Genomic DNA, 26,426 nt, shown 5'->3' on the forward strand with positions numbered 1-26,426 from the left:
CGGATGCCGCAATGCAAGAGACGCAAATTTTATCGACCCGCCCCGCCGCCCTGCCCGAAGCCGCACCGCGCAGTGCGGTACGCGGCCGCGCGCTGGTGTTCGACGCCTGCCAGGTGGGCGTGGTGCTGCGCGCCGTGCTGTTCGTGGAACTGGTGCTGGGCGTGGGCGCCTTGTTCGCCGCGGGCAGCCTGGCCGAATGGCTGGCGCGCCTGGCGCTGCTCACGGGCGGCGCGCTGCCGGCCACCCTCGCCTGGCTGATCACAGCCTGCAGCCTCAAGACGGCGCTGCAGCGCCTGCAGGAGCCGTTGCAGTACGCCGCCGGCGTGCTGCTGGGCGCACTGGCCGGCCTGCTGGCCTGCGCCATGCTGGCCCGGGCCAGCGGCCCCGCGGGCACCCCGCCGCCGTGGCTGGCCAGCGCCGCCAGCGGCGCGCTGCTGGCGGCGCTGCTGGTCACCGCGCTGAAAATGCGCGCACGCGCGCGCACACCCGCCGCCACTACCGCGCGCCTGACCGAGTTGCAGGCGCGCATCCGCCCGCACTTCCTGTTCAACACGCTCAACAGCGCCATTGCCCTGGTGCGCGACGAACCCGCCAAGGCCGAGGCGCTGCTGGAAGACCTGAGCGACCTGTTCCGCCACGCCCTGGTGGAGCAGGGCGAGTCCGCCACGCTGGAGGAAGAGATCGTGCTGGCGCGCCGCTACCTGGACATCGAGCAGGTGCGCTTTGGCGAACGCATGCGCGTGCAATGGGTGCTGGATGCGCGCGCCAACGCCGCGCGCCTGCCGCCGCTCTTGCTGCAGCCGCTGGTGGAAAACGCGGTCAAGCACGGCGTGGAGCCCAGCGCGCGCGGGGGCAAGCTGCGCATCGCCACCGAGCGGCGCGGCGGCCGCGTGGTGCTGACCATCACCAACACCCTGCCCACCGATCGCCCCACGGCCGAGGACGCGCCGCGCGGCCACGGCATCGCCCAGGCAAACGTGCGCGACCGCCTGCGCCTGCTGCACGACGTGGACTGCGACTTCAGCGCCGGCGTACAGGGCGGCCTGTACCAGGTGCGCATCTCGCTGCCCGCGCCCTGAATCCCCGGGCCACGCGGCACGCCACATCCACTACAGTCGACGCCCCATGCACATCCTGATCGTGGACGACGAACTCCTGGCCCGCAGCCGCCTGCGCACGCTGCTGGCCGACTGCGACCCCCGCCACAGCGTGACGGAGGCCGCGCACGCCGCGGACGCGCTGGCGCAGCTCGAGGCCAGCGGCGGCCGCGCGGTGGACGTGGTGCTGCTGGACATCCACATGCCCGGCCAGGACGGCCTGGGACTGGCGCACCACATCCAGCGCCTGCCGCACCCGCCGGCCATCGTGTTCGTAACCGCCCACGCGGACCATGCGCTGTCGGCCTTCGAACTGGATGCCGTGGACTACCTCACCAAGCCCGTGCGCCTGCAGCGCCTACAGCAGGCGCTGGCCAAGGCGCAGCGCGCCGCGGCCCCCAGCGCCGCTCCCACGCGCTCGCCGCTGCCGGCGCCCAGCTGCGAGGTGCTGCTGATCCAGGAGCGCGGGCGCACCGAGCGCGTGCCGCTGGACGACGTGCTGTTCCTGCGCGCCGAGCAGAAATACGTGACGGTGCGCACCCTCACGCGCAGCTTCGTCATCGACAGCGCGCTGTCCGACCTGGAGGCGCGCCACGCGGGCCACTTTCTGCGCGTGCACCGCAGCACGCTGGTGGCCCGCCGCGCCATGCGCGCGCTGGAGCGCTATTACGACGCCGAGGAGGGCGAAGGCTGGGCCGTGCGCCTGCACGGACTCACCGAGCCCCTGCCGGTCTCGCGCCGCCAGGTGGCCGGGGTGCGCGAGGCGCTGGCCACGGGTTGATACGGCTGCGGCGTCCCAGGCGCCCACACGCCCGCACCCTCTAAACGCCTGCACCCTCTGCGCGGCCGCCGGCCCTTGGACTGGCGCCGCGGTCCTCCCCGGGCAGGCATGCGCGGCGCGCACACCGGCGAACGCCCTGCCGTGCTCAATGCGCGTGCGCCAGCCCGCTCACAAAGGTCACCACCGCGATGCCGGCCGCCAGCCAGGCGATCTGCGCCAGCGTCTGCGCGGCCGAGAGGCGTTTTTGCAGTTGCGGGATCAGGTCGGCCAGCGCCACGTACACGAAGCTGCTGGAGGCGATGGCCAGGAAATACGGCAGCCCGCCGTCCCACAGCCCCACCAGGTAGTAGCCCACCAGGCCGCCCAGCGCCGTCAGCGCGCCCGCCAGCGAGACCTTGAGCAGCGCCGCGTTGCGGTGGCGGATGCTGTGGCGCAGCACCACCAGGTCGCCGATGTGGTGCGGCACCTCGTGCGCCAGCACCGACAGCGCGGCCACCACGCCCAGCCGCATGTCCGCCATGAAGGCCGAGGCGATCAACACGCCGTCGCCAAAGCAGTGCACGCTGTCGCCGGTCAGCAACGCCCAGCCGCCATGCCCGTGCTGGCCCGGGCCATGGTGGTGGTCGTGCGCGTGGTCAGGGTGGTGATCGTGGTGGCCCTGGCCATGGATGTGCCGCTCGGACGGGCTGTGTTCATGGCCGTGGTGCCACAGCTCCGCCTTGTCCAGCAGGAAGAAGAACACCAGCCCCAGCAGCAGCGTGGCAAAAAGGTCGTGCGCACTGGCCTGGCTCTCGAACGCCTCGGGCAGCAGATGCATGAAGGCGGTCGCCAGCAGCGCGCCCGCGGCCAAGCTCAGCAGGTGCTGCGGCCCCACGCGCTGGCGCGTGCCCATGCCCAGGCGCAGCAGCGCCGCCGCCACCCACACACTGCCAATGCCCGCGGCCAACGTGGCCAGGATGATCGCTATCAATGTCATAGCTGCTTGCGCTTTCTCTTATTGGCCTAGATGCCAATTTCATTCAAAAACAAACTCTCGCCGCGCCATCAAAAAAAGCCCCGAAGGGCTTGTGAGCGTGCTGGCTGCCGCGGCTCACGCCACGCCGTGCTGCTTGAACCAGGCCAGCGTGCGCTTCCAGCCGTCCTGCGCGGCTTCCTTGCGAAAGCTCGGGCGGTAGTCGGCATGGAAGGCATGCGGCGCGTCCGGGTAGACCACGAACCGCGAGGCTTTCGCTGCGGCAGACCCTTCTGACAGGGCGCTTTTCATCTTATCAATCGTGTCAAGAGGTATGCCGGCATCTTTTTCGCCATACAGACCCAGCACGGGTGCCTTGAGGATGGGCGCCAGGTCCACGGGGTGCTTGGGATTCAGGGCACTGGCCTGCCCCACCAGACGGCCATACCAGGCCACCCCGGCCTTCACCGGGCCATGCGCGGCGTAGAGCCAGGTGATGCGGCCGCCCCAGCAAAAGCCGGTGATGCCCACGCGCTGGAGGTCACCGCCATGGGCTCCGGCCCATTGCACGGCGCCGTCCAGGTCGGCCATGACCTGGGCATCGGGCACCTTGGACACCAGTTCGCTCATGAGCTTGGCGACTTCACTGTAGGCGCGCGGGTCGCCCTGGCGCGCGAACAGGTCGGGGGCAACGGCAAGGTAGCCCTCGTGCGCCAGGCGGCGGCAAACGTCGGCAATGTACTCGTGCACGCCGAAGATCTCTGAAATCACCAGCACCACGGGCAGCCCCGTCTTGCCCTGCGGCGCCGCGCGGTAGGCGCGCACGTCAAAGCCGTTCACCGCAAAGTGCACCTCCCCCGCCGTGAGCCCGTCGGCCGGGGTGGAGACCGCTGTCTGCGCCATCACCGGCGCGGCCGCGGCGGCATAGCCGGCCCCCAGCATGACGCCCAGCGCGGTGCGGCGGCTGGCGCCCGCTGCCGTGCTACGGCCGGGGACGAGTGCATCGAAGTCGTTCTGGAGATCGCTGTGCATGACGGAGGCTCCTGGCAAGGGGTGGCAAGGGTTGGGGGACGGACGCCCCCCGGCGCTGGCCAGGAGGCATGGCGTGCCAATGTAGCGGCAATGGCCGTTTTGCGCATGCGACCCGCCCGCGCCACCGGGCTACAAGCGTTATCAGTGCGCCTTGTCCCAGTCGGGCCCCACGCCCACTTCGGCCAGCAGTGGTACCTGCAGCGCGGCCACGCCGGCCATCAGGCGCGGGATCTCACGGCGCAGCCAGTCCACCTCGCCCTCGGGCAGCTCGAACACCAGTTCGTCGTGCACCTGCATGATCATGAGCACCTCGGGCTTGCGCGCGTCCAGCTCGCCCTGCACGGCCACCATGGCCTTCTTGATGAGGTCGGCCGCCGTGCCCTGCATGGGCGCGTTGATGGCGGCGCGCTCGGCCGCGCCGCGGCGCGGGCCGTTGGGCGAGTTGATCTCCGGCAGGTACAGGCGCCGGCCGAACACCGTCTCCACGTAGCCGCGCGCCTTGGCCTGGGCCTTGGTCTCTTCCATGTACTGCTTCACGCCGGGGTAGCGCTGGAAGTAGCGGTCGATATAGGCGGCGGCGGCCTTGGTCTCGATGCCCAGGTTCTTGGCCAGGCCGAAACTGCTCATGCCGTAGATCAGGCCGAAGTTGATGACCTTGGCGTAGCGGCGCTGCTCGCTGCTCACCTGGTCCAGCGCCACGCCGAACACCTCGGCCGCCGTGGCGCGGTGCACGTCCAGGCCCTCGCGGAAGGCGTGCAGCAGCGCCTCGTCGCCGCTGATGTGCGCCATGATGCGCAGCTCAATCTGGCTGTAGTCGGCACTGGCAATCACGCGGCCCGCGGGTGCCACGAAGGCCTCGCGCACGCGCCGGCCCTCCGGCGTGCGGATGGGGATGTTCTGCAGGTTGGGCTCGTTGCTGGACAGCCGCCCGGTGACGGCCACGGCCTGCGCGTAGTGGGTGTGGACGCGGCCGGTGCGCGGGTCCGCCAGCGTGCTGAGTTTGTCGGTGTAGGTGCCCTTGAGCTTGCACAGGCTGCGGTGTTCCAGCAGTTTGGCGGGCAGCGGGTAGTCCTCGGCCAGCTTCTCCAGCACCTCTTCGTCGGTGCTGCGCGCGCCGGTGGCGGTCTTCTTCACCACGGGCATGCCCAGCTTGTCGAAGAAGATTTCACCCAATTGCTTGGGCGATCCCAGGTTGAAGGGCTGGCCGGCGATGGCGTACGCCTCCTGCTCCAGCTGCAGGATGCGCTGGCCCAGCGCGTGGCTCTGGGCGGCCAGCTTGCCCGCGTCGATCAGCACGCCATTGCGCTCGATGCGAAACAAGGTCTCGCTGCAGGCCATCTCCAGCTCGTAGATGCCGCGCAGCTTGTCGTCGGCCTGCAGCTGGGGCCATAGCACGCGGTGCACATCCAGCGTCTGGTCGGAGTCCTCGCACGAGTAGGCCGCAGCCTTGTCCACCGGGACCTGGGCAAACGGGATCTGCTTGGCCCCCTTGCCGCACAGGTCTTCGTAGCTGATGCCGGTGCGGCCCGTGTGGCGCTCGGCCAGGCTGGTCAGGCCATGGGGCTTGTGCACTTCCAGCACGTAGCTTTGCAGCATGGTGTCGTGCGCATAGCCGCGCACCTGGATGCCGTGGTTGGCGAACACATGCCGGTCGTACTTCACGTGCTGGCCCAGCTTGGGGCAGGCCGGGTCTTCCAGCCAGGGGCGCAGGCGCTCCAGCACCTCGGCCAAGGGCAGCTGCGGCGGCGCGTCAGGGCCGTTGTGCGCCAGCGGGATGTAAGCGGCGGCTCCGGGCTCAACGCTGAAGGACACGCCCACGATCTCGGCGCGCAACTCGTCCAGCGACGTGGTCTCGGTGTCCAGCGCCGCCAGCGGCGCGGCCTTCAGGCGCGCGAGCCAGCCGTCGAGCTGCTCCCAGGTGAGGATGGTGTCGTAGGTCACCTCGCGCTGCTGCGCCTGCACGGCGACGGCGCTGGCGTCGGGCGTGGCGAAGAGGTCTCCGCTGGCGCCAGCATCCGGCACCACCGCGGACGGCAGCGCTCGTGCCAGGCTCTTGAAGCCATACTTTTGATAAAAATCGCGCAACACGTCCGCCTGCTCAGCGCCAACAGCTATCGCATCGATAGCAGGCAGACCATCGAGGTGGCCCGCCAGGTCGCAGTCGGTCTTGATGGTGACCAGCGTGCGCGCGGTGGGCAGCCAGTCCAGCGCCCCGCGCAGGTTCTCGCCGGCCACGCCCTTGATGGCGCCCGCGTTGGCCAGCAGCGCATCCAGCGAACCGTATTCCGTGAGCCATTTGGCGGCGGTCTTGGGGCCGACCTTGGGCACGCCGGGCACGTTGTCCACGGCATCGCCCACCAGGGCCTGGTAGTCCACCATGAGCGTCGGGGGCACGCCGAACTCGGCGGTCACGCCGGCCACGTCCCGCTTCTTGCCGTTCATGGTGTCGATGATGGTGATGTGTTCGTTCACCAGCTGGCTCAGGTCCTTGTCGCCGCTGGAAATCACCACCTGCATGCCCTGGCCGGCCGCGGTAGCAGCCAGCGTGCCGATCACGTCGTCGGCCTCCACGCCGGGGATACACAGCACCGGCCAGCCCAGCAGCCGCACCACCTCGTGGATGGGCTCGATCTGCGCACGCAGGTCATCGGGCATGGGCGCGCGGTGCTGCTTGTACTCGGGGTACAGCGCATCGCGAAAAGTGGGGCCGCTGGCATCGAAAACGCAGGCGGCGTAGTCGGCCGGGACTTCTTTCTTGAGCGCCTGCAGCATGTTGATCATGCCGCGGATGGCCCCTGTGGGTGCGCTGGCAGGGTCGCCCGGCACGGCGCGCAGGTCGGGCATGGCATGGAATGCGCGGTACAGGTAGCTGGAGCCATCCACCAGCACCAGGGTCTTGGGGCGTGTCATCGGTGAATTCTCCCACGCTCATCGGCCGTGGCCGCCATCGCAATCAGCACCCCGCGCACGGGCAGGTGCAGTGGAAAGCGGCACAATCCGTCGCCATGGCCCGGCGGTGCGCCGCGCCCTCCCCTCTCCCCAAGGCTGCCCCATGAAACACCACCTGCTCGCACTCGTCGCCTGCGCCACCACCACCCTGGCGTGGGCCAACCCGGACTTCAAGAACGTGCCGCCTTCGATGCAGAAGTCGCTGCACGGCATCAGTGCCGCACAGTTTGACGGCGGCGTGCTGCGCGCGCAGATGAACAAGCCCGAGGTCACCGAGCTGGTGTACAACACCTTCGTCTTCCACAACATCTGCGCGCAGCAGTGGCACGACCCAGCGCAGTTCGCGCGCCTGGGCCTCACGCGCGTGGAGCTGTTCAACGCCGCCGGGGCGCAGGGCTTTGCCTTCGATGCGCGTGGCGACGTGTGCGAGGAGATGGGCAAGCTCGGCAAGAACTTCCGCACCTTCATCGGCAAGTACACGCAGGCCTGCAGCGCCAGCACCTGCCCGCCGCAGCGCTGAGCGCGCACGCCGGCGCACGGCGCCTACAATCGCGCCATGCGCGCTCTCCACTCCACCGTCCTGCTGCTGGCCCTGGCCAGTGCTCCCGCCCTGGCTCAGAATGCAAGCCAAAATGCCATTCAGCCCAGTACGGACGGGCGCGGCCAGCTATTGGAAAGAGAGCAGCAGGCTGAAGGGCGCCACAACCAGCGCGTAGAGCACATCGTGGTGGAGGACGCCGGCAGCCGCGTGCAAGAGTTGCGCGTGGGCGGGCAGACGCAGAGCATCACCGTGCAACCCAAGACCGGCACGCCGCTGCCCGCGTACGAAGTGCGCTCCAACGACGGAGCCCGCGCACGCCCCGGCAACTTCAACGAGTCGGACACCGTGACCGCACCGCGCGTGTGGAACTTGCGCAATTTCTGACCGCAGCCAACGCGGCATTCCTGGGCGGCCCGTATCGCCCGCTCCTTCCCCCGCTTTTTTCAGCACGCCGAGTGCACTGACGTACTGACCGATGGCCGTTTTCACCGAAGTCTCCACCAAAGAGGCGCGCGAATTGCTGCGCCGGCTGCAGCTGGGCAAGCTGCTTGAGCTGCGCGGCATCGAGGGCGGCATCGAGAACACCAACTACTTCGTCACCTGCGAGCAGGGCGAGTACGTACTCACGCTGTTCGAGCGCCTCACCGCAGAGCAGTTGCCTTTCTACCTGCACCTGATGAAGCATCTGGCGCACGCGGGCATCCCCGTGCCGGACCCGCAGGCCGACAAGCATGGCGAGATCCTGCACCAGGTGTGCGGCAAGCCCGCTGCGCTGGCAACCAAGCTGCGCGGCAAGAGCCAGCTCAGCCCCCAGGAAGCGCACTGCGCGGCCGTGGGCACCATGCTGGCGCGCATGCACCTGGCCGCAAGCAGCTATGAACGCCAGCAGCCCAACCTGCGCGGCCTGCCCTGGTGGAACGAGACCGTGCCGGTGGTGCTGCCGCACATCGGCGCCGAGCCGGCGGCGCTGCTGCAGTCCGAACTGGCCTACCAGAACCATGTGGCGGCCTCCAGCGCCTACGCGGCGCTGCCGCGCGGCCCCATCCATGCCGATCTGTTCCGCGACAACGTGATGTTCGAAGGCGAGGAACTCACGGGCCTCTTCGACTTCTATTTCGCGGGCGTAGACACCTTCCTCTTCGATCTGGCCGTATGCCTGAACGACTGGTGCATCGACCTGTCCACAGGCGCGCACGCCGCGCCGCGCGCCCAGGCCATGATCGACGCCTACCAAGCCGTGCGCCCGCTCACCGTGCATGAACGCGCCCTGCTGCCCGCCATGCTGCGGGCCGGAGCGCTGCGCTTCTGGATCTCGCGCCTGTGGGACTTCTACCTGCCGCGCGAGGCCGCCATGCTCAAGCCCCACGACCCCACACACTTTGAGCGCGTGCTGCGCCAGCGAGCGGCCCACCCGGTGACTCTGTAGCCGCCATGGTGCGCCGCGCGCCCCACAACAGCCACTCCACACATAACCGTTGGTTTCATTCACCGCTGCGGCCTGTGCAGCGGCAACTGGGGTAAATTCCCCCATGCGCCCGCACCGCTGCCGCGGCGCTCCACCTTCGATTTCCAATCCATGAAACTGCACATCGTCCCCGCGCGCGCGGGCCTGGAATGGGTACGCCTGGGCATTCGCGTGTTCTGGCGCCAGCCCATGGCGCTGGCCGCGCTGTTTTTCATGACCATGGCGGCGATGTCGCTGGCCACCATGCTGCCCCTGGTCGGCCCCGCCGTGGCGCTGGGCCTGCTGCCCTCGGCCACGCTGGCCATGATGGTGGCCGCGGCCGATGCCAGCCAGGACCGCGTGCCGACGCCCGCACTGCTGCTGGTGGCGTTTCGCACCGGCAAGCAGCGGCTGAACCACATGCTGACCCTGGGCGCGCTCTATGCCGTGGGCTTCCTCGGCCTGATGGGGCTGTCGGCCCTGGTGGACGGCGGGCAGTTCGCTCGCGTGTACCTGGGCGGCGAGCCGCTGACGCGCGAGATGGCCGAGTCGGGCAGCTTCCAGGCGGCCATGTGGCTGTCGCTGCTGCTGTATGTGCCGCTGTCGCTGCTGTTCTGGCACGCGCCTGGCCTGGTGCACTGGCACAACGTGCCGCCCGTGAAGGCGCTGTTTTTCAGCATCGTCGCCTGCCTGCGCAACTTCGGGGCCTTCACGGTGTATGGGCTGTCGTGGATGGGCGTGTTCCTCGGCGCAGGCGTGGTCATCAGCCTGCTGGTCACGATGCTGAGCGCCATCGGCCTGGGCGCCGGCATGGCCGGCGGCATCATGGTGGCGACGGCGATGATGTTGGCCGCCATGTTCTTCTCGTCGGTGGTGTTCACATTCCGCGACAGCTTCGACGCGCCCCACCACGACCACGGCGACTCGTCCGCGGCAGCGTCACCCGAGCAGGATTCATAAAGCTGCGCCAGCGGAGTCGCCAGGGCGCTCCGCCCGGTCCCGCGCTTCCAGAGAGTCGGACGGAGCGGGCCGAGTCCCCGCGCGCTTCGGCGCACGCGAGCGTGTCCCGAGCCAAACAGTGCGCGTGGGGTGTCTGCTCCTCGAACAAGACTCCACCCGTACCTTCGCCCTGAACCGGCAAGAAAAAACCCGCCAGAGGCGGGTTGGAAGTGCCGCGGAGCCGTCCTGCGCACAAGGCGAGAGGCGGCTCCCGTGCAAGCCGGTTAGATACCGATCGTGCCGCCGTCCTTGCGCGTCACCACCACGGTGGCCGAGCGCGGACGCTTGAGGCCCTTGTGGCTGCTGGTGATCCCAGGCTGGTTGCCGGGCCAGTAGCTGGTGAAGGTGCTGGTGGCGAAGTTGGCCTTCTCAGCGTCCTCGCCCGGGTGCTGCACGTTGAAGAACAGCGTCTTGCCGTCGGGCGTGACCACCACACCCGTGATCTCGCAGTCGAACGGGCCGACCAGGAAGCGGCGCACCGTGGCCTCGGTGGGCTTGGAGCCCATGATCGTGGCCTGGCCCTCCTTGGTGGTGACCTTGCCGCCGTCACCGACCTTGCCGGGAATGGCGGCCAGCATCATGCAGTTGGTCACATCGGTGTAGGAACCGTCGTCGGTCTGGATCCACAGCAGGCCGCCGGCATTGGCGCTGCGCTGGTCGAAATGCAGGCCGTCGGGGCTGGAGAAATCGTTCACGGCGGTCAGGCCCGACAGGTTCTCGCTCTGCTTATTGTCGCTGCGCGCGCCGAACAGGTACACGTCCCACTGGAACTTGGTACCCGCCTGGCCGCCCTCTTCCTTCCAGCGGATGATGTGGCCATTGGTGTTGCCCACGCGCGGGTTGGCGGCGTTCAGCGTGGCGGCCGTGCGCTGCGAGTTGTTGGTCATGGTCATGTACACCTCGTTGTTCAACGGGTTCACGCCACCCCACTCGGGACGGTCCATCTTGGTCGCGCCGCGGGCGTCGGCCGCCAGGCGGCAGTGCATGACCACATCGGCCTGGTCGGCGAACGGGTACAGCGCGTTGGTGGCGTCGATGCCGTTCTTGCCGAACGTCAGTTCCAGCCACTCGCCGCTGCCATCGTTGTTGAACTTGGCGGCGTACAGCGTGCCCTTGTCCAGGTACTTGGCACCGGCGGCCACGCCGCCGTTGATGTCCTTCGGATCCCACTTGGCATCGGACACGAACTTGAACACGTACTCGTTGCGCGCATCGTCGCCAGAGTAGATGACGATCGGCTCGCCGGCCTTGGCGGGCGCCGGCCATGCCCCTTCATGGTTGAAGCGGCCCAGCGCCGTGCGCTTGACGGGCTTGCTGTCGGGGCGGAAGGGGTCGATCTCCACCACCCAGCCGAAGGTGTTGAAGATGTTGCGATAGTCCTCAGCGGCGCTGGCGGCGCTCACCTTGCTGTTCCAGCGCTGGTACTGCTCGCCCTCGGCGGTGTCCCACAGGTAAGGGCTCTTGCGGTTCTCGGGCAAGCCATAGCGCTTCAGGGCCACGATTTCGGTGGCGGAGCGTTGGGCGTCGTCGCCGGCGGCACGGCCGATGACGTTCAGGAAGTTCTCCTCGCACGTCAGGTAGGTGCCCCAGGGCGTGTAGCCGTTGGCGCAGTTGTTGTTCATCCCGAAGGCCTGCTTGCCGTCCGGCGAGAGCTTGTTGAACAGCTTGGCGTTGCCGGCGGCGGGGCCGCCAAAGTCCATCGGCGTGGCCGAGGTGATGCGGCGGTTGTATTTGGAGCCGCGCACCATCTCCATCTCGTTGCTGCCGCTCTTGCGCTTGACTTCCACCACGCTGGCACCGTGGGCTCGGATTTCCTTGTCCACCTGCTCGGCCGGGCGCTTGCCGTCCACCGTGATGCGCCCCGTGGGATGCAGACCATAAGGCGCAACCACATACTCATGGTTCACGCACAGCAGGCCGCGGTCGGAGCGGCTGGGGTCGAACTTGCCGTCGTCGGACATGCCGAAGTAGTACATGCCGTCGTGGCCGTCGCCGATGCGGCGGTCATAGGACTCGGCCGTCTCGGAGCCATCGTCCTTCCAGGACTCGTCGCCATAGTGGATCGGGTCGCCCAGGGCGTGCAGGATGCTGACCTGGTAACCCTCGGGTACCGTTACCAGGTCGGCATTGCTCTTGGCGACGGCATTGAAGTTGAGGCGGATCGGCTCGGGTGCGGGAGTTTCGTCATCGTCGCTGCCGCCGCCGCAGGCGCTCAGGCTCACGCCGCCCAGCAGAGCCGCAGTGGTGGCGCCGACACCGCCCTTGAGGGCGCTGCGACGGCTCAAGCGCGCGGCCAGGACGCTGTCGATGTGCTGGTTGGACGAATGGTTGACGATTTCATTGTCGTCGTACTCGGAAACGATCGTGGTGTTCATGGGTCGTTGGACTCGGTAGTGGCAATCAAGGTCCCGCGATCCTGGAGTACGTCTGTTGCGCCAGCATGACGTGTACATGACATCTTCAAGACATTGCTTCGCACGCCGGGCCTTCCGTGCACACGCGAGGACACACAGACCCACAGCGCCTGAGCGACGCGCGGGCCCGGGTCCCATCCCCTACCGCACCGGCAATGCCCCGATCACGATCTGCACGCGCCGGTTGCGCTGGCGCCCATCAGGATCGTCCCGTCCATCCGGCGTGGTATTGGGCGCGACAGGCTGGCGCTTGCCCATGCCGCGCGTGGCGATCGGCCGCCCCGTGCGCGACTGCAGCGCGGCGGCGACGGCGGCGGCGCGGCGCTGCGACAAGGCGTCGTTGTAGGTATCGCCCCCCTTGCCGTCTGTGTGTCCCACCACGTCGATGGGCGCCTGGGGGTAGCTCTTGAGCAGCTCGGCCGCCTTGTCAAGCGAGCGCGCGGCATCGGCCCGCAACTCGGCCTTGTCAAAGTCAAACAACACATCGGCAGGCAGGTCGATGGAGATGGCCTGCTCGGGCGTGGGCTGGGCCTGCAGTTCCACCAGCAGCGCGTGGGTCTGCTCCAGCCGCTGCGGCGGCACCTCGGCCGCGCGCAGCAGCGTGGCCGGCCCTGCCGCCGCCTGCAGCCGGGTTTCGGTCTCGCGCGGCACCAGGCCGCCGTGCGTCACGTGCGGCTGCAATTGGGTCAGCGGGGCAGCGTCCGCTGGTTGCAAATGGGTGGGCGTCGCCGCGAGCGACTGGCGGCTGCGCCGCACTTCCAATGTCTGCGCCGCAGAGGCCACGGCGGCGCAGCACGCGGCCCACAGGACAGCCCGCCAGGCTGGCGAACACCGCACCGCCATCAGCCCGCCTGCAGCGGCAGGTCCATGGACAGCCCCGGCGCCACGATGTTATCGCCATCGTTGCCGTCATTGAAGACCAGCTTGAGCGTGCGCGCGGTGGGCAGCACGCGGCCCAGGAAAACCAGTTGCCCATCCAGGGTCTGGCCTTCGCGGATGGTGATGTCCCGGTTGTGGTCCGGCCGCTTGACGTGCAGGCGCGCGCCGCTTTCGTCCTGCAGGTAGGTATCGGCCAGCGCCAGCATGGTGGAGTCGGTGATGCGGTTGGCAAAGGAGATGCTCACATCCAGCACCGTGGCGTCGCCCCCGATCTGCACACTCTTGACGCGCACCGTCACCCCCGCCGGTGCCACGCCTTGCACGCCCAGCGGCAAGGTGCGTGGCGCGGCCGGAGCAGCACCAGGGGGAGCCGCAACCACCGCTGCTGCGGCAGGCGCCGCCGTGGCTGTTGCCGCCGGCGCCGCAGCCGTGGCGGGGGGTGGAGCCGTGGCCGGAGTCGGTGCGGAGGCCGGCCCCGCCGCCGTGCCCGCCGGATCCTTGCAGCCCGCGAGCCACAACGTCGCCATGGCCACCGCCATCCAACCCAGGGTTCCTCTGTATTCCATCCCCATCTCTACTCCTTGCGTGGTGCTTGACAGTGAACGCGCATCACAGGGGCACTGGCGGCGTTCATTCCCAAGGAGCAATTTATTCGTGGCAATGCGTGCCAGCGGGGTTTCCTGTAATCAAAAGTTATCCTGAAAAAATCGATGAGGGACATGCGCTGACCCCATACGTCTCAAGCCCCACGCGGTATTCCCTGGGCGTGAAGCCCGCGCTGCCTCCCGATGTCGGGGAAATTTCAAGTTACTTTTGAATAAGCAAGACAGAAGGCCGCGATCTCTGGGCGAGCACTTATTCGACGATGGTGAGCTTGGCCACCGACAGCGCCAGCCACTTGGTGCCGTGGCGCGGAAAGTGCACCTGCGCCCGCGCGTCGGCGTCCGCGCCCTCGATGGCCAGCACCTTGCCCTCGCCGAACTTGGTGTGGAACACCGCCAGCCCCACGCGCAGGCCATGGCCCGGCGCCGCCTTGACCGGGGGTACGGGGGGACTGGCGAACACTTCGGTCTTGAAGCCAAATTGACCTCTAGCGCCCGACTGGTAAGCGCGAGCAGCTCCTGAATCAGGAGCAAAAGATCCAAACCCTGCCTGGCGCGGTGTGATCCATTTGAGCGCCTCCTCGGGTAGCTCATCAAAAAAGCGGCTCTTGACGTTGTAGCGCGTCTGCCCGTGCAGCATGCGCGTCTGCGAATGGCTCAGGTACAGACGCTTGCGCGCGCGGGTGATGGCCACGTACATCAGGCGGCGTTCTTCCTCCAGGCCGTCGCGGTCGCTCATGGAGTTCTCATGCGGGAACAGCCCTTCCTCCATGCCGCCGATGAACACGCAGTCGAATTCCAACCCCTTGCTGGCATGCACGGTCATGAGCTGCACCGCATCCTGCCCCGCCTGGGCCTGGTTGTCCCCCGCCTCCAATGCGGCGTGGGTCAGGAAGGCCGCCAGCGGCGACAGCGTTTCGCCGGTGTCGGCATCCACGTTGCCAGGGGCATTCAGCATCGGCGCGTCGGGGTCCAGCCCCTGGCTGGCCGGGCTTTGCGTGAGGGCGTTGCCGTGCTCGTCCAGCGGCAGCGCGACCGCATCGCGGCCAAAGCCCTCCTGGGTGACGAAACTCTCGGCCGCGTTGATGAGCTCGTCCAGGTTCTCCAGCCGGTCCGCGCCTTCCTTTTCGTGGCGGTAATGCTCCAGCAGGCCGCTGGATTCCAGCACCTGGCCGATGATGCCGCGCAGGTTCTGGCCCTGCGTCTGCTCGCGCAGCACTTGAACCAGGGCCACGAAGGCCCCCAGGTTGGTGCCGGCCTTGCCAGGCACCGCACTCACCGCGTCGTGCAGCGAGCAGCCACTGCTGCGCGCCGCATCCTGGAGCACCTCCAGCGTGCGCGCACCAATGCCGCGCGGCGGGAAGTTCACCACGCGCAGAAAGCTGGTGTCGTCGTGCGGGTTCTCCAGCAGGCGCAGGTAGGCCAGCGCGTGCTTGATCTCGGCGCGCTCGAAAAAGCGCAACCCGCCGTACACGCGGTAGGGCACGCTGGCGTTGAACAGGGCCGATTCGATCACCCGGCTCTGCGCATTGCTGCGGTAGAGCACAGCGATCTCCTTGCGCGGCATCTCGCCGTCCCGCACGAGCTGCTTGATCTCATCGACCATCCACTGCGCCTCGGCCAGATCGCTGTTGGCCTCGTAGATGCGCACGGGCTCGCCCGGGCCCTGCGTGGTGCGCAGGTTTTTTCCCAAGCGCCGGCTGTTGTGGCTGATCAGCGCGTTGGCCGAGTCCAGGATGTTGCTGTAGCTGCGGTAGTTCTGCTCCAGCTTGATCTGGTGCTGCACGTCGAACTCGCGCACGAAGTCCTGCATGTTGCCCACGCGTGCACCGCGAAAGGCGTAGATGCTCTGGTCGTCGTCACCCACGGCCAGCACGCTGCCCTGCGTGTGCAGGCATCCGTCCACCACGTCGCCCGCCATCTGCTTGAGCCAGGCGTATTGCAGCTTGTTGGTGTCCTGGAACTCGTCCACCAAAATGTGCGCAAAGCGCCGCTGGTAATGCGCCCGCACGGGGTCGTTGTCGCGCAGCAGCTCAAAGCTGCGCAGCATCAGCTCGCCAAAGTCCACCACGCCCTCGCGTTGGCACTGCTCCTCGTACAACTGGTACAGTTCCACCTTCTTGCGCGTGTCGGCATCGTGCGCCGGCACGTCGCGCGGGCGCATGCCCTCTTCCTTGCAGCCTGCGATGAAGTAGGCCAGTTGCTTGGGTGGGAAGCGCTCCTCGTCCACATTGAACTGCTTGCACAGCCGCTTGATGGCCGAGAGCTGGTCCTGCGTGTCCAGGATCTGGAACGCTTGCGGCAGGCCTGCCAGCTTGTGGTGCGCGCGCAGCAGGCGGTTGCACAGGCCGTGGAACGTGCCGATCCACATGCCCCGCACGTTGATGGGCAGCATGGCCGAGAGGCGCGTCAGCATCTCCTTGGCCGCCTTGTTGGTGAAGGTCACGGCCAGGATGCCGCCCGGAGTGGCCAGACCGTTCTGCAGCAGCCAGGCAATGCGCGTGGTGAGCACCCGGGTCTTGCCGGAGCCGGCGCCCGCCAGGATGAGCGCATGGCCGGCAGGCAGCGTCACGGCGGCCAGCTGCTCGGGGTTGAGGTTTTGCAGCAGCGGCTGCACCGCCTGGGACGAAACCCCGGTAGCGCCGGCACCATTGCCAGTGCCAAAAGGCGCTGGCGCGCCGGAAAACAGGTCGTGTGGGAGCATTCCGCCATTGTAGGAACGCGGCTGGCGCATGCAGCCGCTCGGGCTTTGTGGAACCATGGCACCCATGCGCTATCCACTGCTCACCCTGCTTGCCTGTCTCGCCATGCCCCTGGCGATGGCGCAGCCGCGCGCCTCCTGCTCCAGCGACGCCCAGCCCAAGCCCACGGTGCTGGTGGAGCGCTTTCTCAACGCCGACTGCGCCAGCTGCTGGGCGGAGCCGCCGGCGGTCGCGGCCACCGGCCGGGATGCGCTGGTGCTCGACTGGATCGTGCCCGGCACGCAGGGCGAAGATGCCCCGCTGTCTGCCGCGGCCACGCCCGATGCATTGGAACGTCTGCGGTCACTGGGGCGCGAGGTGCCGCAGCGCAGCGACACCTTCGTGAGCAGCCTGCCCACGCTGCCCACCACCGCCCTGCTGCGCGTGGCCCACGGGCCCGCCGTGGCGGACTACGTGGGCGCGCATCTGCGCTTCATTCCCCCGCATGGCAAGACTCCGCGCCGCCTCCAGATCACGCTGCTCATGCTGGAGGAAATACCCGCAGGCACCGAGGGCAACCCGGTCACGCGCCACCTGGTGCGCAATGTCTTTCACGGCGTGTGGGACGCGCCCGGGCAGCGCCCCTCACAGGAGCGGGGCGGCTGGCTGGAGATACGTCCCATGCGCATACCCCACGGAGCGCAGCCCGAGCGCCTGCGCATGGCGGCCTGGGTGCAAGGCGATGGCGGCGACTGGGTAGGCGCCGCACACACCTACTGCGGCACGGGTCATTAAAGCGAAGGCAGCGCGGCGGGTAGAATCAATCACCGGGCCCAAGTTTCTTGCGCCCGGTTTTTTTGTGCCTGCGCACTGCAGGGACCGGCCCGGCCATCACGCCTGCGGCCCGCAAAAGCCGGAAAGCAAGCCAAGCGCCCCATCGCCCGCGAAATCCCTCGCGCGCGACCTCTACAGGAGCTTGGAACCTCATGGAAATCTTCGACTACGACAACATCCTGCTGCTGCCGCGCAAGTGCCGCGTGGAAAGCCGCTCGGAGTGCGACACCAGCGTGGAGCTGGGCGGGCGCCGCTTTCGCCTGCCCGTGGTGCCCGCCAACATGAAGACGGTGGTCGACGAGAAGATCTGCACCTGGCTGGCGCAGAACGGCTACTTCTACGTCATGCACCGCTTTGACCTGGACAATGTGCAATTCGTCAAGGACATGCATGCACAAGGGTGCTTCGCATCGATCTCGCTGGGCGTGAAGCAGCCCGACTACGACACGGTGGACCGCTTTGTGGCCGAGGGTATCTGCCCCGAGTACATCACCATCGACATCGCGCACGGCCACGCCGACAGCGTGAAGAACATGATCACGTACCTGAAGGCCAAAATCCCCGCGGCCTTCGTGATCGCCGGCAACGTGGGCACGCCCGAGGCCGTGATCGACCTGGAGAACTGGGGCGCGGACGCGACCAAGGTGGGTATCGGCCCCGGCAAGGTGTGCATCACCAAGCTCAAGACCGGCTTCGGCACGGGCGGCTGGCAGTTGTCGGCGCTGAAGTGGTGCGCGCGCGTGGCCACCAAGCCCATCATTGCCGACGGCGGCATCCGCAGCCACGGCGATATTGCCAAAAGCGTGCGCTTTGGCGCCACGATGGTGATGGTGGGCTCGCTGTTCGCGGGCCACGAAGAATCGCCCGGCAAGACCGTGGAAGTGGACGGCGAGCTGTACAAGGAGTACTACGGCTCGGCGTCCGACTTCAACAAGGGCGAGTACAAGCACGTCGAGGGCAAGCGCATCCTGGAGCCCATCAAGGGCAAGCTGGCGGACACCCTGACCGAGATGGAACAGGACATCCAGAGCTCCATCAGCTATTCGGGCGGCAAAAAGCTCATGGACATCCGCAAGGTGAATTACGTGATCCTGGGCGGCGACAACGCCGGCGAGCACCTGTTGATGTAAATTTTTCGGCCGACGTCGCAGCGAGGCGAAAAAAATGGTGCATAATCCATGGCTGTGCTGCAACGCGGCACCTCTGAAAAGAGAGGGCTCTTAGCTCAGTTGGTAGAGCAGCGGACTCTTAATCCGTTGGTCGAGTGTTCGAGTCACTCAGGGCCCACCAAAGACAGCCAAGCCGAATCCGCAGCGCGGATTCGGCTTTTTTCATGGCGATCTGGGCTCCACGCCAGCCCGGCTCTCCCGCTCCTTCGCCCGCTTGATGCGGGCCTTCTCCTCCCCACCTATTCAGGCCCATCGCACCCCTGGCGCCCATCGCTGCGCGGCCGCCACAGCGGCGGGCCGATGCGCCACAGAACCGCCAGGAAGGCCAGGCACCAACCTGCAGCCGCCAGGGCCAGCCAACCACCTCCCCCGCCCATCCCGCCAGCGGCCGCACGCACGGCCGTCGCCACCAGCAGCGCGGCCGCGCCCAGGGGCACCCACCGCCCGGGGTCTGGTGCCAGACCGGCGTGGGCACGCCCGGCGATGGCGATCACCACGTAAATGCCCAGCCCCACAGTGCCCATGCCCATCAGGTGCCGGCCTGCAGCGGTACCGGGAAGGACACCCAGATGCGCCAGCCCCAGTGCGCCATAGCCCAGGGCCATGCAGGCGTACATGGCGTAGAGCAGCAGCGGAAACCGCCGGCGCCACAGGGCGGCACCGACATGCCAGTCGCCCATCAGGTGAAAGACCGCCGCCGAGGCAGCCAGCGCCAGCCAGCCCGCCAGCGCGCTCGCCGGGCGCAGGAACTCGGCCGCGGTGTACAACGTGATGCACAGTGCCGCCAGGTGGCGCCGCGGCGGGCGGGCTACGTAGGGAGCGGCACCCGGCGTGACCTCCTCGATGGCGCGGTTCACGATGCGCATCGAAATGCGGCTGGCCGCCACCACGATGAGCAACATGAGCACGCCCAGCGCCGCATGCAGCCACCGCAGCCCCGCCATGCCGCGCAGCGCATCGGCGTAGAAGCCCGCCGCCGTTCCTGCCAGAGCCAGCAGCAGCACGCCAAACGACCCGTGCCGTCGCCCTTGCGGGCTGCGCAGCGCGGGCGCCAACACCGCCAGCAGCGCCAGCGGCAGGCCCACCTGCGCCGCGGTCGCCAGCCACAACGCCGCACCGCCGGCATGGCCTGACACCCAAAACCCCAGCCGGCCACACAGCCACAGCAGCACCAGCGCGCGCAACTGGCTTCGCGTGGCGCCAGGCCTGCCGGTGAACTCCGGCAGCGCCGTCAACGCAAAGCCCGCCACCGCCGCCATGGCAAAGCCGTAGACCAGTTCATGCACATGCCACACCAGCGGCCCGCCGACCACCCGGGGCACAGGCCAGCCCAGGGCCAGCACGAAGGCCCACCAGCCCAGCAAGCCGATGGCCGCCACCATGGTCAATACAAAGAAGGGGCGCATGCCGCACATCCAAATGGGGTGGCCGCTGCGCAGCAGGTTCGCGGGGTGATTCATTTCAAAAAAAGGAGCTGCTCGCGCTTGCCCTGCAATGGCTGGCGGCATTTTTCATATCAAATTCAACAACCACTGCGCTGCGGCCCGCCGACCATGGCGGCGGTGGCGTGCCACGTGCCCGCAGCCGCCAAGCTGTCGTCCGCGTCCGTGGCGGAGCCCGCCCTGTCGGGCAACCCGAACGCGGCACGCACCGCGGGATGCTGCTGCAACTCCGCCGCGCAGCGGTGCACCAGCGCGTCGCCACGCGCTACCGCCGCGCCGGGCGGGTGGTAGCGCGCCACGATGCGGCCCGGCGATGCGGCCATCACCAGCACCTCGTCCGCCAGCCGAACGGCTTCCATCAGGTCGTGGGTAATCAGCAGCACGGCCATGCCCGTGTGCGCCTGCCGGGCCAGCAGCAACTGGTGCAACTGGCTACGCAAGCCCACATCCAGCGCGGCAAAGGGCTCGTCCATCAGCAGCAGCGCGGGTGCCAGTACCAACGCGCGCGCCAGCGCCGCGCGGCTTTGCATGCCGCCCGACAACTCGGCCGGGTATTGCGTCAGAGCCGCAACCGGCAGGCCCAGGGCCTGCGCCATCTCGGCGGCGTGGCGGTGGCGCTCGGCTCGCGCGGCCCCTCGGGCCTTCAGGCCCAGTGCGATGTTGTCGCGGGTGGTCATCCACGGCAGCAGCCGCGGCTGCTGGAACATCACCGCAGTGGGCTGCAGGGGCTGTTCGATGCGGCCCTGCTGCGGCGCCAGCAAGCCGGCGCACAGGTGCAGCAGCGTGGTCTTGCCGCAGCCCGAGGGGCCCACCAGCGCAACGATGCGCCCTGGTGGCACCTGCAAATCGATGCCTTGCAACACCATCGCCGGCCCGTAGGCGTGGTGCAGCGCCTCAATCTGCAGGCCGCTCATGTGCCCGCTCCCCGCCAACGCTCCAGCTCGCGCTTGATGGGCTCCAGCAGCGCGTACTCCAGCACCAGCAGGCTGCCCACGACGGCGCAGATCCAGGCCAGCGATGCGCCCGTGTCCAGGTGCGAGCGCGTCACCGCCAGCGCCGCGCCCACGCCGTCGCTGGTGGCCAGCAGTTCGGCCATCACGGCCACTTTCCACGACGAGCCCAGCGCCGTGATCCACGCGGGGAAGAGGTACGCCGCCACATGCGGCAGGTACAGATCGGTGAGGCGCATGCGCCAGGGCAGGCGATAGGCGCGCGCCATGTCCTTGAGGTGGTGGTCCAGCGTGCGCGTGCCCTGCAGCGCGCCGATGAACACCACCGGCAGGCAGGCCACGAACACCGTGAACACCGGCGTGCCATCCCCCGCGCCGAACCACAGCATGGCCAGCACCAGCCAGGCGATGGGCGGCATGCCCAGCAGCAGCGTGACCCAGGGCCGCGCCATCATCGAGGCCGTCATCGACAGCCCCGCCAGCAGCCCCAGCGCACTGCCCACGGTCACCGCCAGCAGCAGGCCGGCAAGCGCTCGCCGCGCGGTCACGGCCAGCTCGGGCCAGGCAACGCCCGACTGCACCAGGCCCCAGAGGGTGGCGAAGGTGGTCATCGGGTCGGGAAGGATCAGCGGGCCATACAAGCCCGCGCCCAGCTCCCACAGCGCCACGAACAGCAGCAGGCTGGCAGCCGCGCCCCAGCCGCTCCAGAGGTACGCGGGAATGCCGCGCAGCCAGCGCCAGGCAAGGCCCATGTCAGCCGCCCTCCCCCGGCTCGGGCACGTAGACCATGGAGCCGTCCTTGAGCCGGTAGGCCACGCCGGCCTTGGCGCCCTCGCCCTCCCCGATCTCGCCGCTGGCGCGGTAGCGGTCGATCTTGCGGCCGTCCTTCACGATCACCTCCATGCTGGGCTGGCCGGGGTTCTTGATGACGGTGACCGATTCGCTGCCAAAGGGATTGACCGCACTGTTGGCCACCGCCAGCAGCAGCGCCGCGATGATGACCAGGAACACATCGATGAGGTTGACGACCGAGAGGATGGGGTCATCCGTCTCCGTGTCGTCCAGCAGGCGCAGGCGGCTCATTGCACCCCCTCCATCGCCAGCGCGGCCACGGGGTCGTGCACGGGCGCCGGCGCGGGCGGCAGCACCGGCGCACCCTGTTCGATGACGGCCAGGTCCACGGCATACCAGCGCCGGCGCACGTTGACCACGGCATAACTGATGGCCGCCGCCAGCAGCGCGAGGATCACCGCCGAGAACGCCACCATGAGGTTGCGCGAGACGTCGGCCAGTTGCCCGTCGGCCAGTGCCATGAGCGCAGGCCCCATGGGGATCATGGTGGCCACCAGACCCAGCATGGGCGCCACGCGGGTGGCAATGCGGGCGAACTCCAGCCGCTTCGTGGCCAGCGCCTCCAGGTCGATCAGCGAAAGCGCCGGATTGCGCGCCCGCGCGGTGGCCAGTTCAAACCCGCCGGGCTGGCCCCGGTGGCGCTGCCACGCCTGCCATGCGAAAGCCCCCAGCGCATAGAACGCATGCACGAACAGCAGCGCGATGGCGATGAGCACGGGATAGAGGAAAAGCTGGCTGGCGACGTACATCGCCGATTCGATCGGATTGGTCATGGTGTATCGAGGTTCAATGGGATGGAACAAGGGTGCGCCGGCGCTGGCGCAGGGCGCCCGCCGCGGTGATGGCCGCAAGCAGCAGCCCCAGCGCGACCGTGGCCAGCGTAGGTCGGGGGGGCTGCACCGGCTCCACGGGTGCCAGGCGCATGCCCGTTACCGTGGGCGGTGGCGGCACGGGTTCGGGGGCCGGTTCGGGCGGGGCCTGCGGCTCAGGCACCGTCGCTGCTCGCGGGGCCACGGCTGGCGTTGCCGTGGGACGCGCGGCGCGCGCAGGCGACTGCAGGCCGAAGCCCATCGCGGCAGCCTGCGGCGCCCCCTCGGCAACGAAGGACGCAAAGTGCGCGTTGTCGCTGCGCACGTCGAAGCGCCGCGACAGGTCGCGCCAGCGGCTCTTGAGGGTCTGCAGCGTTTGCGCATCGGCCTGCCAGTAGCCCTGGCGCGCGGCCTCCAGCATGCGCTCGATGGTCTGCGCCAGGGCGTGCGGGTTGTGCTGCTCGAACCACGCATCCAGGCCCAGGCGGTGCTTGTCGCGCACGTAGACGTCGGCCATCTCCTGCCACTGGTCGTCGCGCACGATCTCACGCGCTACGGCCGTCCAGCCCCAGAAGTTGTTGGTGGCGTCCAGCACCTGCAGCGTGCCCGCGTAGCCTTCCTTCATCAGGCCCTGGATGTAGCCGGGGTGGAACTGGCGCGTCGCCAGCTCCTTGGCGAGAAACTGCGCCGCGCCTTCCACGCGCCCGCTGCCCGGCCCGCGCAGATTGCTGATGAGCAGCTGCGGAGCCTTGCCGTCGAGGTGGCGCACGGCCAGCGCAATGCCGCCCAGGTACTGGAACGGGTCGTCCGTGGTCAGCATGCCGTAGGTGTTGGAGCTGCGCGAGAGCACTGCAGCCTGCGTGCCGCGCAGGTGCTCGGCATAGAGGTTGCCCGTCCCGTCCTTGCCGCCGCGTTGCGCGGCAGGCAGGCTGCCCCACTCGGACTCGTCGGGCCCGTAGGCGTACTGCATGCGCGAGAGATAGAGCTGCGCGAGCTTGCGGTCGCCCTCGGCGTTGCCCTGCCAGGTGTCGGTGGCCAGCACCGCGTCGTCCAGCCCCGTGCCGTAGCGGCCCGACTCGGAAGAGAAGATACGTGTCTGGCCCGCGCGCAGCGCCGCGCCCTCCGCCATGCCGCGCGCGCGCAGCCGCTCGGCGATGGCGCGGGCGTTGGCCGCCACGGGGTTGTCGGGCTCGTCGGCCTGCGCGGCCAGCTGCGCGGCGCGCGCAAGCTGCTGCATGGCGTTGGGGAAATGGTCGCGGTACAGGCCGGTGGCCGACAGCACCACGTCCACCCGCGGGCGGGCGAGCTGCTTGCGCGGCACCAGCCGCATGCCGGTGACGCGCCCGCCCTGGTCCCACACCGGCTCCACCCCCATGAGCCACAGCGCCTGCGCCTCCAGCATGCCCTGGTGGCGCATGGTTTCCACCGACCAGAGCGAGAAGGTGACCTTGGTGGGCGCGGTGCCGCCATGCTGTTCGCGGTAGACGGCAATGAGCTGCTCGGCGGCCCGCTTGCCGGCCTCCCAGGCCTGCGGAGTAGGCACGCGCGAAGGATCGAAGCCATACAGGTTGCGGCCCGTCGGGTAGGCGTCGGGGTTCTTGAGCGGATCGCCGCCGTAGGACGTGGGCAGGTGCCGCCCCGCCAGCACGGCGAGCAGCGCCGGCAGTTCGTTCTGCGCGCCGATGGCTTGCCACCACTGCCGCGCCTGGGCCATGTGGTCTCGCAGCGGCGCGGGCAGCGCGTCGTCGGCTTCGCCCTCCAGCAGATGGCGCGCCAGCAGGCGGTAGGGCACGGTCTGCGCCATGCGCTCGTAGTCGCCCACCAGGGCTTCGTCGATGTCCTCGGCCGGTGTGCCCGCATGGCGCGCGGCAGCCTCCCAGTAGGGGCGGCCCAGCATCAGCAGCACGGTGCCCAGGCGGTGTGCGTCGGCCGGCGCGGTGCCCAGCGTGTGCAGGCCCAGGGGCTGGGCGGTCTCCGCCAGTTCGTGCAGGTGCGCATGCAACTGGTTGACGAAGCCCGCGAAGTCGGCGCGCGCCTGCGCGGCGGTGAGCCCCATGTCGGCCACGATGCGCTGCTTCTCGGCGCCCGCCAGCAGATCGGCGGCGATGCGCTCCTTCACCGCGCCCTCGTCCTGCGCCACCCAGGCGTGCAGCAGGTCGTGCAGCGCGGTGAGCTGCGCATGCAGCCCCGCGGGCTGAAACGGCGGCGTCTGGTGGCTCACGATCACCGCGCGCCCGCGCCGCCGCGCCTGCTGCGCCTCGCCGATGTTGTCGGCGATGTAGGGGTAGGCCACGGGCACGTCGCCCACGGCCAGCATGCCGGGGTCGGTCACGGCCAGGCCGCGCTCCTTGCCCGGCAGCCATTCCTGGCTGCCGTGCGTGCCGAAGTGCACGAAGGCATCGCCCACGTTCCGCCGCGCCCACAGGTACACGGCCAGGTAGTGGTGGGAAGGCCAGGCGCTGGTGGAGTGGTAGAGCGACTTCTCCTTGTCTGCCCACTTTTCGCCGCGCGGCGGCTGCGGCAGCAGCGCCACTTTGCCCAGCATGAGGCGCGGGATGACGAAGAACGCCTGACCGCCTTCGCGCACCACCATCGACGAGTCCTCGGGCGCCCCCCAGCTCTTGTGCAGCGCATTACGCGTGGCCGCGGGCAGCGTGGCGAGCCAGGCGCGGTATTCCTGCACCGGCAGGCGGTCGGCCAGACCGTCGCGCAGCAAGGGCGCCAGCATGCCGTCGCGGTAGGCGGGCGCGAGCAGGCGCTGCAGCTGCGCGATCAGCGGCTGCTCGTCCGCGGCCTGGGTGTCGTAGCCCGCCCCGCGCAGCGCGGCCAGCGTGGCCTGCAGGCTGCGCGGCACGTTGAGGAACGAGGCCGACAGGTTCTTCTCCCCCGGCGGGTAATTCCAGAAGAACACGGCGATGCGCTTGTCGGCGTTCGCCTTGCGCTGCAGCGCCACCAGGTTGATCGCCTTGCCGACGACAGCGGCGGCCTGCGCGGCGATGGGCACGACCTGCTCGTCCCCCGCGCGCGTGGCGGCGGCCACCTGGATGTCCACCACGCCCGCGTACTCGGCCTGGGCCAGGTAGAAGGGCACGTCCATGAGGGCCACGCCCTGCGGGCTGGCGGCCCACGCGGCCTCGTCGCCCCGTCGGTAGGGCATGGCCTGCAGCACGGGCATGCCCAGCCGCGTGAACTCGGCGCGCCGCTCGTCGGCGTTCAACATGATCTGCGTGTTGATGAGCACGTCGGCCAGCACCGGCGTGCCCGCGCCGCCGGGCTGCAGCACGCGCGTGACGCCGCCCGGGTCGAGCATGGGCGTGTAGAACGCCAGCGCCGTGGCGCCGGCGGCTTCGATGCGCGCGATGAGGTCGTCGATGAATGCCGTCTGCATTGAGGCGATGTACTGCTGGTGCAGGGCGATGGCGATCACGGGGCGGCGCTGGCCGTCCGTGGGATCGACACCCTGCGTGCGCAGGTAGGCGGCGGGGTCGGCCGTCACCAGGCCCGGCGTGCGCGGGTGGTAAATGCCGGTCTTGGGGAACACCACGGGCGCCTGCGCCGCCCCCAGCGCGTCGCGCCCCTGCAACTGTGCGGCCAGCGTGGCGAAGAACCCCTCGAAGTTCTGGCGCCCGCCGCTGGCGTAGTAGCGCACGAGCCGCTGCGCCACGGCCTCGGGCAGGCCGCCGCCCCAGGCGGGACGCGCGTCGTACAGCCAGGCATGCGGCAGCGCCAGGGCGGGCAGCGCGCGCGTGAGCCGCGCGCGCACCTCGTCCTGCAGGTAGCTGTCGAAGAACACCGCGTCATGCCCACGCCACAGCCCGCCGTCCACGTCGGCGGGCAAGCTGCCCAGGAAGCGCACCTCCACGGTCAGCCCGTGCGGGCGCGCGATCTCGGCCAGCTGGTGGAACTTGCCAGCCGGTACGTTGCCCGTGGCAATGAACAGCACCGATGCCGCCTGCGCCGCGCCCGTAAGCAGCAGCATCAGGCCCATCAACCATTTTT

At 68.9% G+C, this 26,426-nt stretch carries 21 protein-coding genes and 1 tRNA gene; 9 read left to right on the forward strand and 13 right to left on the reverse strand.

Annotation, left to right across the window (positions count from 1 at the left end):
* Positions 1-11: 11 nt before the first annotated feature.
* Positions 12-1,079, forward strand: coding sequence for a sensor histidine kinase (locus DTPSY_RS13355; RefSeq protein WP_015914003.1), 1,068 nt, complete (start codon positions 12-14; stop codon positions 1,077-1,079).
* A gap of 46 nt (positions 1,080-1,125) precedes the next feature.
* Complete coding sequence (locus DTPSY_RS13360) at positions 1,126-1,878, forward strand: LytR/AlgR family response regulator transcription factor (protein WP_015914004.1); 753 nt, start codon at positions 1,126-1,128, stop codon at positions 1,876-1,878.
* Positions 1,879-2,023: 145 nt separating this feature from the next.
* Here DTPSY_RS13360 and DTPSY_RS13365 read toward each other — a convergent pair whose 3' ends face one another.
* From DTPSY_RS13365 to polA, 3 genes are all read right to left on the reverse strand, one after another.
* Positions 2,024-2,854: a ZIP family metal transporter gene (locus DTPSY_RS13365; RefSeq protein WP_015914005.1), complete on the reverse strand. Its 831-nt coding sequence runs from the start codon at positions 2,852-2,854 to the stop codon at positions 2,024-2,026.
* Positions 2,855-2,968: 114 nt separating this feature from the next.
* Positions 2,969-3,862: a dienelactone hydrolase family protein gene (locus DTPSY_RS13370; protein ID WP_011806435.1), complete on the reverse strand. Its 894-nt coding sequence runs from the start codon at positions 3,860-3,862 to the stop codon at positions 2,969-2,971.
* A gap of 141 nt (positions 3,863-4,003) precedes the next feature.
* Positions 4,004-6,772, reverse strand: coding sequence for a DNA polymerase I (polA, locus tag DTPSY_RS13375; RefSeq protein ID WP_015914006.1), 2,769 nt, complete (start codon positions 6,770-6,772; stop codon positions 4,004-4,006).
* A gap of 142 nt (positions 6,773-6,914) precedes the next feature.
* Between polA and DTPSY_RS13380 the strand changes: the two genes are divergently transcribed.
* The 4 genes from DTPSY_RS13380 (at position 6,915) to DTPSY_RS13395 (ending at position 9,756) form a co-directional block, all read left to right on the forward strand.
* Entirely contained in the window at positions 6,915-7,331 is a 417-nt protein-coding gene (locus tag DTPSY_RS13380; RefSeq protein ID WP_015914007.1) for a hypothetical protein, read from the forward strand.
* 36 nt (positions 7,332-7,367) lie between these two features.
* The gene (locus DTPSY_RS13385; RefSeq protein ID WP_015914008.1) at positions 7,368-7,736 is read left to right on the forward strand and encodes a hypothetical protein; all 369 of its coding nucleotides are present in this window, start codon (positions 7,368-7,370) and stop codon (positions 7,734-7,736) included.
* Between the two features lie 91 nt (positions 7,737-7,827).
* Positions 7,828-8,778, forward strand: coding sequence for a homoserine kinase (locus DTPSY_RS13390; RefSeq protein ID WP_015914009.1), 951 nt, complete (start codon positions 7,828-7,830; stop codon positions 8,776-8,778).
* Positions 8,779-8,928: 150 nt separating this feature from the next.
* Positions 8,929-9,756 carry a BPSS1780 family membrane protein gene (locus DTPSY_RS13395; protein WP_015914010.1) on the forward strand — a complete coding sequence of 276 codons (828 nt, stop codon included), beginning with the start codon at positions 8,929-8,931 and terminating at the stop codon, positions 9,754-9,756.
* A gap of 263 nt (positions 9,757-10,019) precedes the next feature.
* Here DTPSY_RS13395 and DTPSY_RS13400 read toward each other — a convergent pair whose 3' ends face one another.
* From DTPSY_RS13400 to DTPSY_RS13415, 4 genes are all read right to left on the reverse strand, one after another.
* A complete protein-coding gene (locus DTPSY_RS13400) occupies positions 10,020-12,170 on the reverse strand; it encodes a PhoX family protein (RefSeq protein WP_015914011.1) in 2,151 nt (716 codons plus the stop codon).
* A 180-nt stretch (positions 12,171-12,350) separates the two neighbouring features.
* Positions 12,351-13,052, reverse strand: coding sequence for an OmpA family protein (locus DTPSY_RS13405; protein ID WP_015914012.1), 702 nt, complete (start codon positions 13,050-13,052; stop codon positions 12,351-12,353).
* Positions 13,052-13,654: a hypothetical protein gene (locus tag DTPSY_RS13410; RefSeq protein ID WP_238526539.1), complete on the reverse strand. Its 603-nt coding sequence runs from the start codon at positions 13,652-13,654 to the stop codon at positions 13,052-13,054. The genes DTPSY_RS13405 and DTPSY_RS13410 overlap by 1 nt, the downstream gene beginning before the upstream one ends.
* A gap of 289 nt (positions 13,655-13,943) precedes the next feature.
* Positions 13,944-16,394, reverse strand: a complete 2,451-nt coding sequence (locus tag DTPSY_RS13415) for a UvrD-helicase domain-containing protein (RefSeq protein WP_041839066.1) — start codon at positions 16,392-16,394, stop codon at positions 13,944-13,946.
* A gap of 64 nt (positions 16,395-16,458) precedes the next feature.
* On the opposite strand from DTPSY_RS13415, the gene DTPSY_RS13420 reads away from it, so the two are divergent.
* The 3 genes from DTPSY_RS13420 to DTPSY_RS13430 all read left to right on the forward strand — a co-directional run bounded on the left by DTPSY_RS13420 (position 16,459) and on the right by DTPSY_RS13430 (position 18,495).
* Positions 16,459-17,166 (forward strand): hypothetical protein, encoded by a 708-nt coding sequence (locus tag DTPSY_RS13420; protein ID WP_041838879.1) that lies wholly within the window; start codon positions 16,459-16,461, stop codon positions 17,164-17,166.
* 191 nt (positions 17,167-17,357) lie between these two features.
* Entirely contained in the window at positions 17,358-18,335 is a 978-nt protein-coding gene (locus DTPSY_RS13425) for a GMP reductase (RefSeq protein WP_015914016.1), read from the forward strand.
* A gap of 84 nt (positions 18,336-18,419) precedes the next feature.
* Positions 18,420-18,495: transfer RNA gene (locus tag DTPSY_RS13430), tRNA-Lys, on the forward strand.
* A 118-nt stretch (positions 18,496-18,613) separates the two neighbouring features.
* Here the strand turns inward: DTPSY_RS13430 and DTPSY_RS13435 are convergent.
* From DTPSY_RS13435 to cobN, 6 genes are read right to left on the reverse strand one after another with little or no spacing between them, the layout of a single operon-like run.
* Complete coding sequence (locus DTPSY_RS13435; protein WP_350303889.1) at positions 18,614-19,882, reverse strand: NnrS family protein; 1,269 nt, start codon at positions 19,880-19,882, stop codon at positions 18,614-18,616.
* A gap of 14 nt (positions 19,883-19,896) precedes the next feature.
* On the reverse strand, positions 19,897-20,730 hold the full coding sequence (locus DTPSY_RS13440; RefSeq protein WP_015914018.1) for an ATP-binding cassette domain-containing protein: 834 nt from the start codon (positions 20,728-20,730) through the stop codon (positions 19,897-19,899).
* On the reverse strand, positions 20,727-21,518 hold the full coding sequence (locus DTPSY_RS13445) for an ABC transporter permease (protein ID WP_015914019.1): 792 nt from the start codon (positions 21,516-21,518) through the stop codon (positions 20,727-20,729). The genes DTPSY_RS13440 and DTPSY_RS13445 overlap by 4 nt, the downstream gene beginning before the upstream one ends.
* Before the next feature lies 1 nt (position 21,519).
* A complete protein-coding gene (locus DTPSY_RS13450) occupies positions 21,520-21,849 on the reverse strand; it encodes a DUF2149 domain-containing protein (RefSeq protein ID WP_015914020.1) in 330 nt (109 codons plus the stop codon).
* Entirely contained in the window at positions 21,846-22,391 is a 546-nt protein-coding gene (locus DTPSY_RS13455; protein ID WP_015914021.1) for a MotA/TolQ/ExbB proton channel family protein, read from the reverse strand. Before DTPSY_RS13455 ends, DTPSY_RS13450 begins: the two co-directional genes overlap by 4 nt.
* Positions 22,392-22,404: 13 nt before the next feature.
* Positions 22,405-26,415 carry a cobaltochelatase subunit CobN gene (gene cobN, locus DTPSY_RS13460; protein ID WP_015914022.1) on the reverse strand — a complete coding sequence of 1,337 codons (4,011 nt, stop codon included), beginning with the start codon at positions 26,413-26,415 and terminating at the stop codon, positions 22,405-22,407.
* Between the last annotated feature and the right edge of the window lie 11 nt (positions 26,416-26,426).

This window comes from [Acidovorax] ebreus TPSY (assembly GCF_000022305.1).
Classification (GTDB): domain Bacteria; phylum Pseudomonadota; class Gammaproteobacteria; order Burkholderiales; family Burkholderiaceae_C; genus Diaphorobacter; species Diaphorobacter nitroreducens.

Bases quoted from the DNA above. Each gene is read 5' to 3' on its own strand.
- DTPSY_RS13355 (WP_015914003.1), top strand. From the start codon at position 12: ATGCAAGAGACGCAAATTTTATCGACCCGCCCCGCCGCCCTGCCCGAA.
- DTPSY_RS13360 (WP_015914004.1), top strand. From the start codon at position 1,126: ATGCACATCCTGATCGTGGACGACGAACTCCTGGCCCGCAGCCGCCTG.
- DTPSY_RS13365 (WP_015914005.1), bottom strand. From the start codon at position 2,854: ATGACATTGATAGCGATCATCCTGGCCACGTTGGCCGCGGGCATTGGC.
- DTPSY_RS13370 (WP_011806435.1), bottom strand. From the start codon at position 3,862: ATGCACAGCGATCTCCAGAACGACTTCGATGCACTCGTCCCCGGCCGT.
- polA (WP_015914006.1), bottom strand. From the start codon at position 6,772: ATGACACGCCCCAAGACCCTGGTGCTGGTGGATGGCTCCAGCTACCTG.
- DTPSY_RS13380 (WP_015914007.1), top strand. From the start codon at position 6,915: ATGAAACACCACCTGCTCGCACTCGTCGCCTGCGCCACCACCACCCTG.
- DTPSY_RS13385 (WP_015914008.1), top strand. From the start codon at position 7,368: ATGCGCGCTCTCCACTCCACCGTCCTGCTGCTGGCCCTGGCCAGTGCT.
- DTPSY_RS13390 (WP_015914009.1), top strand. From the start codon at position 7,828: ATGGCCGTTTTCACCGAAGTCTCCACCAAAGAGGCGCGCGAATTGCTG.
- DTPSY_RS13395 (WP_015914010.1), top strand. From the start codon at position 8,929: ATGAAACTGCACATCGTCCCCGCGCGCGCGGGCCTGGAATGGGTACGC.
- DTPSY_RS13400 (WP_015914011.1), bottom strand. From the start codon at position 12,170: ATGAACACCACGATCGTTTCCGAGTACGACGACAATGAAATCGTCAAC.
- DTPSY_RS13405 (WP_015914012.1), bottom strand. From the start codon at position 13,052: ATGGCGGTGCGGTGTTCGCCAGCCTGGCGGGCTGTCCTGTGGGCCGCG.
- DTPSY_RS13410 (WP_238526539.1), bottom strand. From the start codon at position 13,654: ATGGAATACAGAGGAACCCTGGGTTGGATGGCGGTGGCCATGGCGACG.
- DTPSY_RS13415 (WP_041839066.1), bottom strand. From the start codon at position 16,394: ATGCTCCCACACGACCTGTTTTCCGGCGCGCCAGCGCCTTTTGGCACT.
- DTPSY_RS13420 (WP_041838879.1), top strand. From the start codon at position 16,459: ATGCGCTATCCACTGCTCACCCTGCTTGCCTGTCTCGCCATGCCCCTG.
- DTPSY_RS13425 (WP_015914016.1), top strand. From the start codon at position 17,358: ATGGAAATCTTCGACTACGACAACATCCTGCTGCTGCCGCGCAAGTGC.
- DTPSY_RS13435 (WP_350303889.1), bottom strand. From the start codon at position 19,882: ATGCCGCCAGCCATTGCAGGGCAAGCGCGAGCAGCTCCTTTTTTTGAA.
- DTPSY_RS13440 (WP_015914018.1), bottom strand. From the start codon at position 20,730: ATGAGCGGCCTGCAGATTGAGGCGCTGCACCACGCCTACGGGCCGGCG.
- DTPSY_RS13445 (WP_015914019.1), bottom strand. From the start codon at position 21,518: ATGGGCCTTGCCTGGCGCTGGCTGCGCGGCATTCCCGCGTACCTCTGG.
- DTPSY_RS13450 (WP_015914020.1), bottom strand. From the start codon at position 21,849: ATGAGCCGCCTGCGCCTGCTGGACGACACGGAGACGGATGACCCCATC.
- DTPSY_RS13455 (WP_015914021.1), bottom strand. From the start codon at position 22,391: ATGACCAATCCGATCGAATCGGCGATGTACGTCGCCAGCCAGCTTTTC.
- cobN (WP_015914022.1), bottom strand. From the start codon at position 26,415: ATGGGCCTGATGCTGCTGCTTACGGGCGCGGCGCAGGCGGCATCGGTG.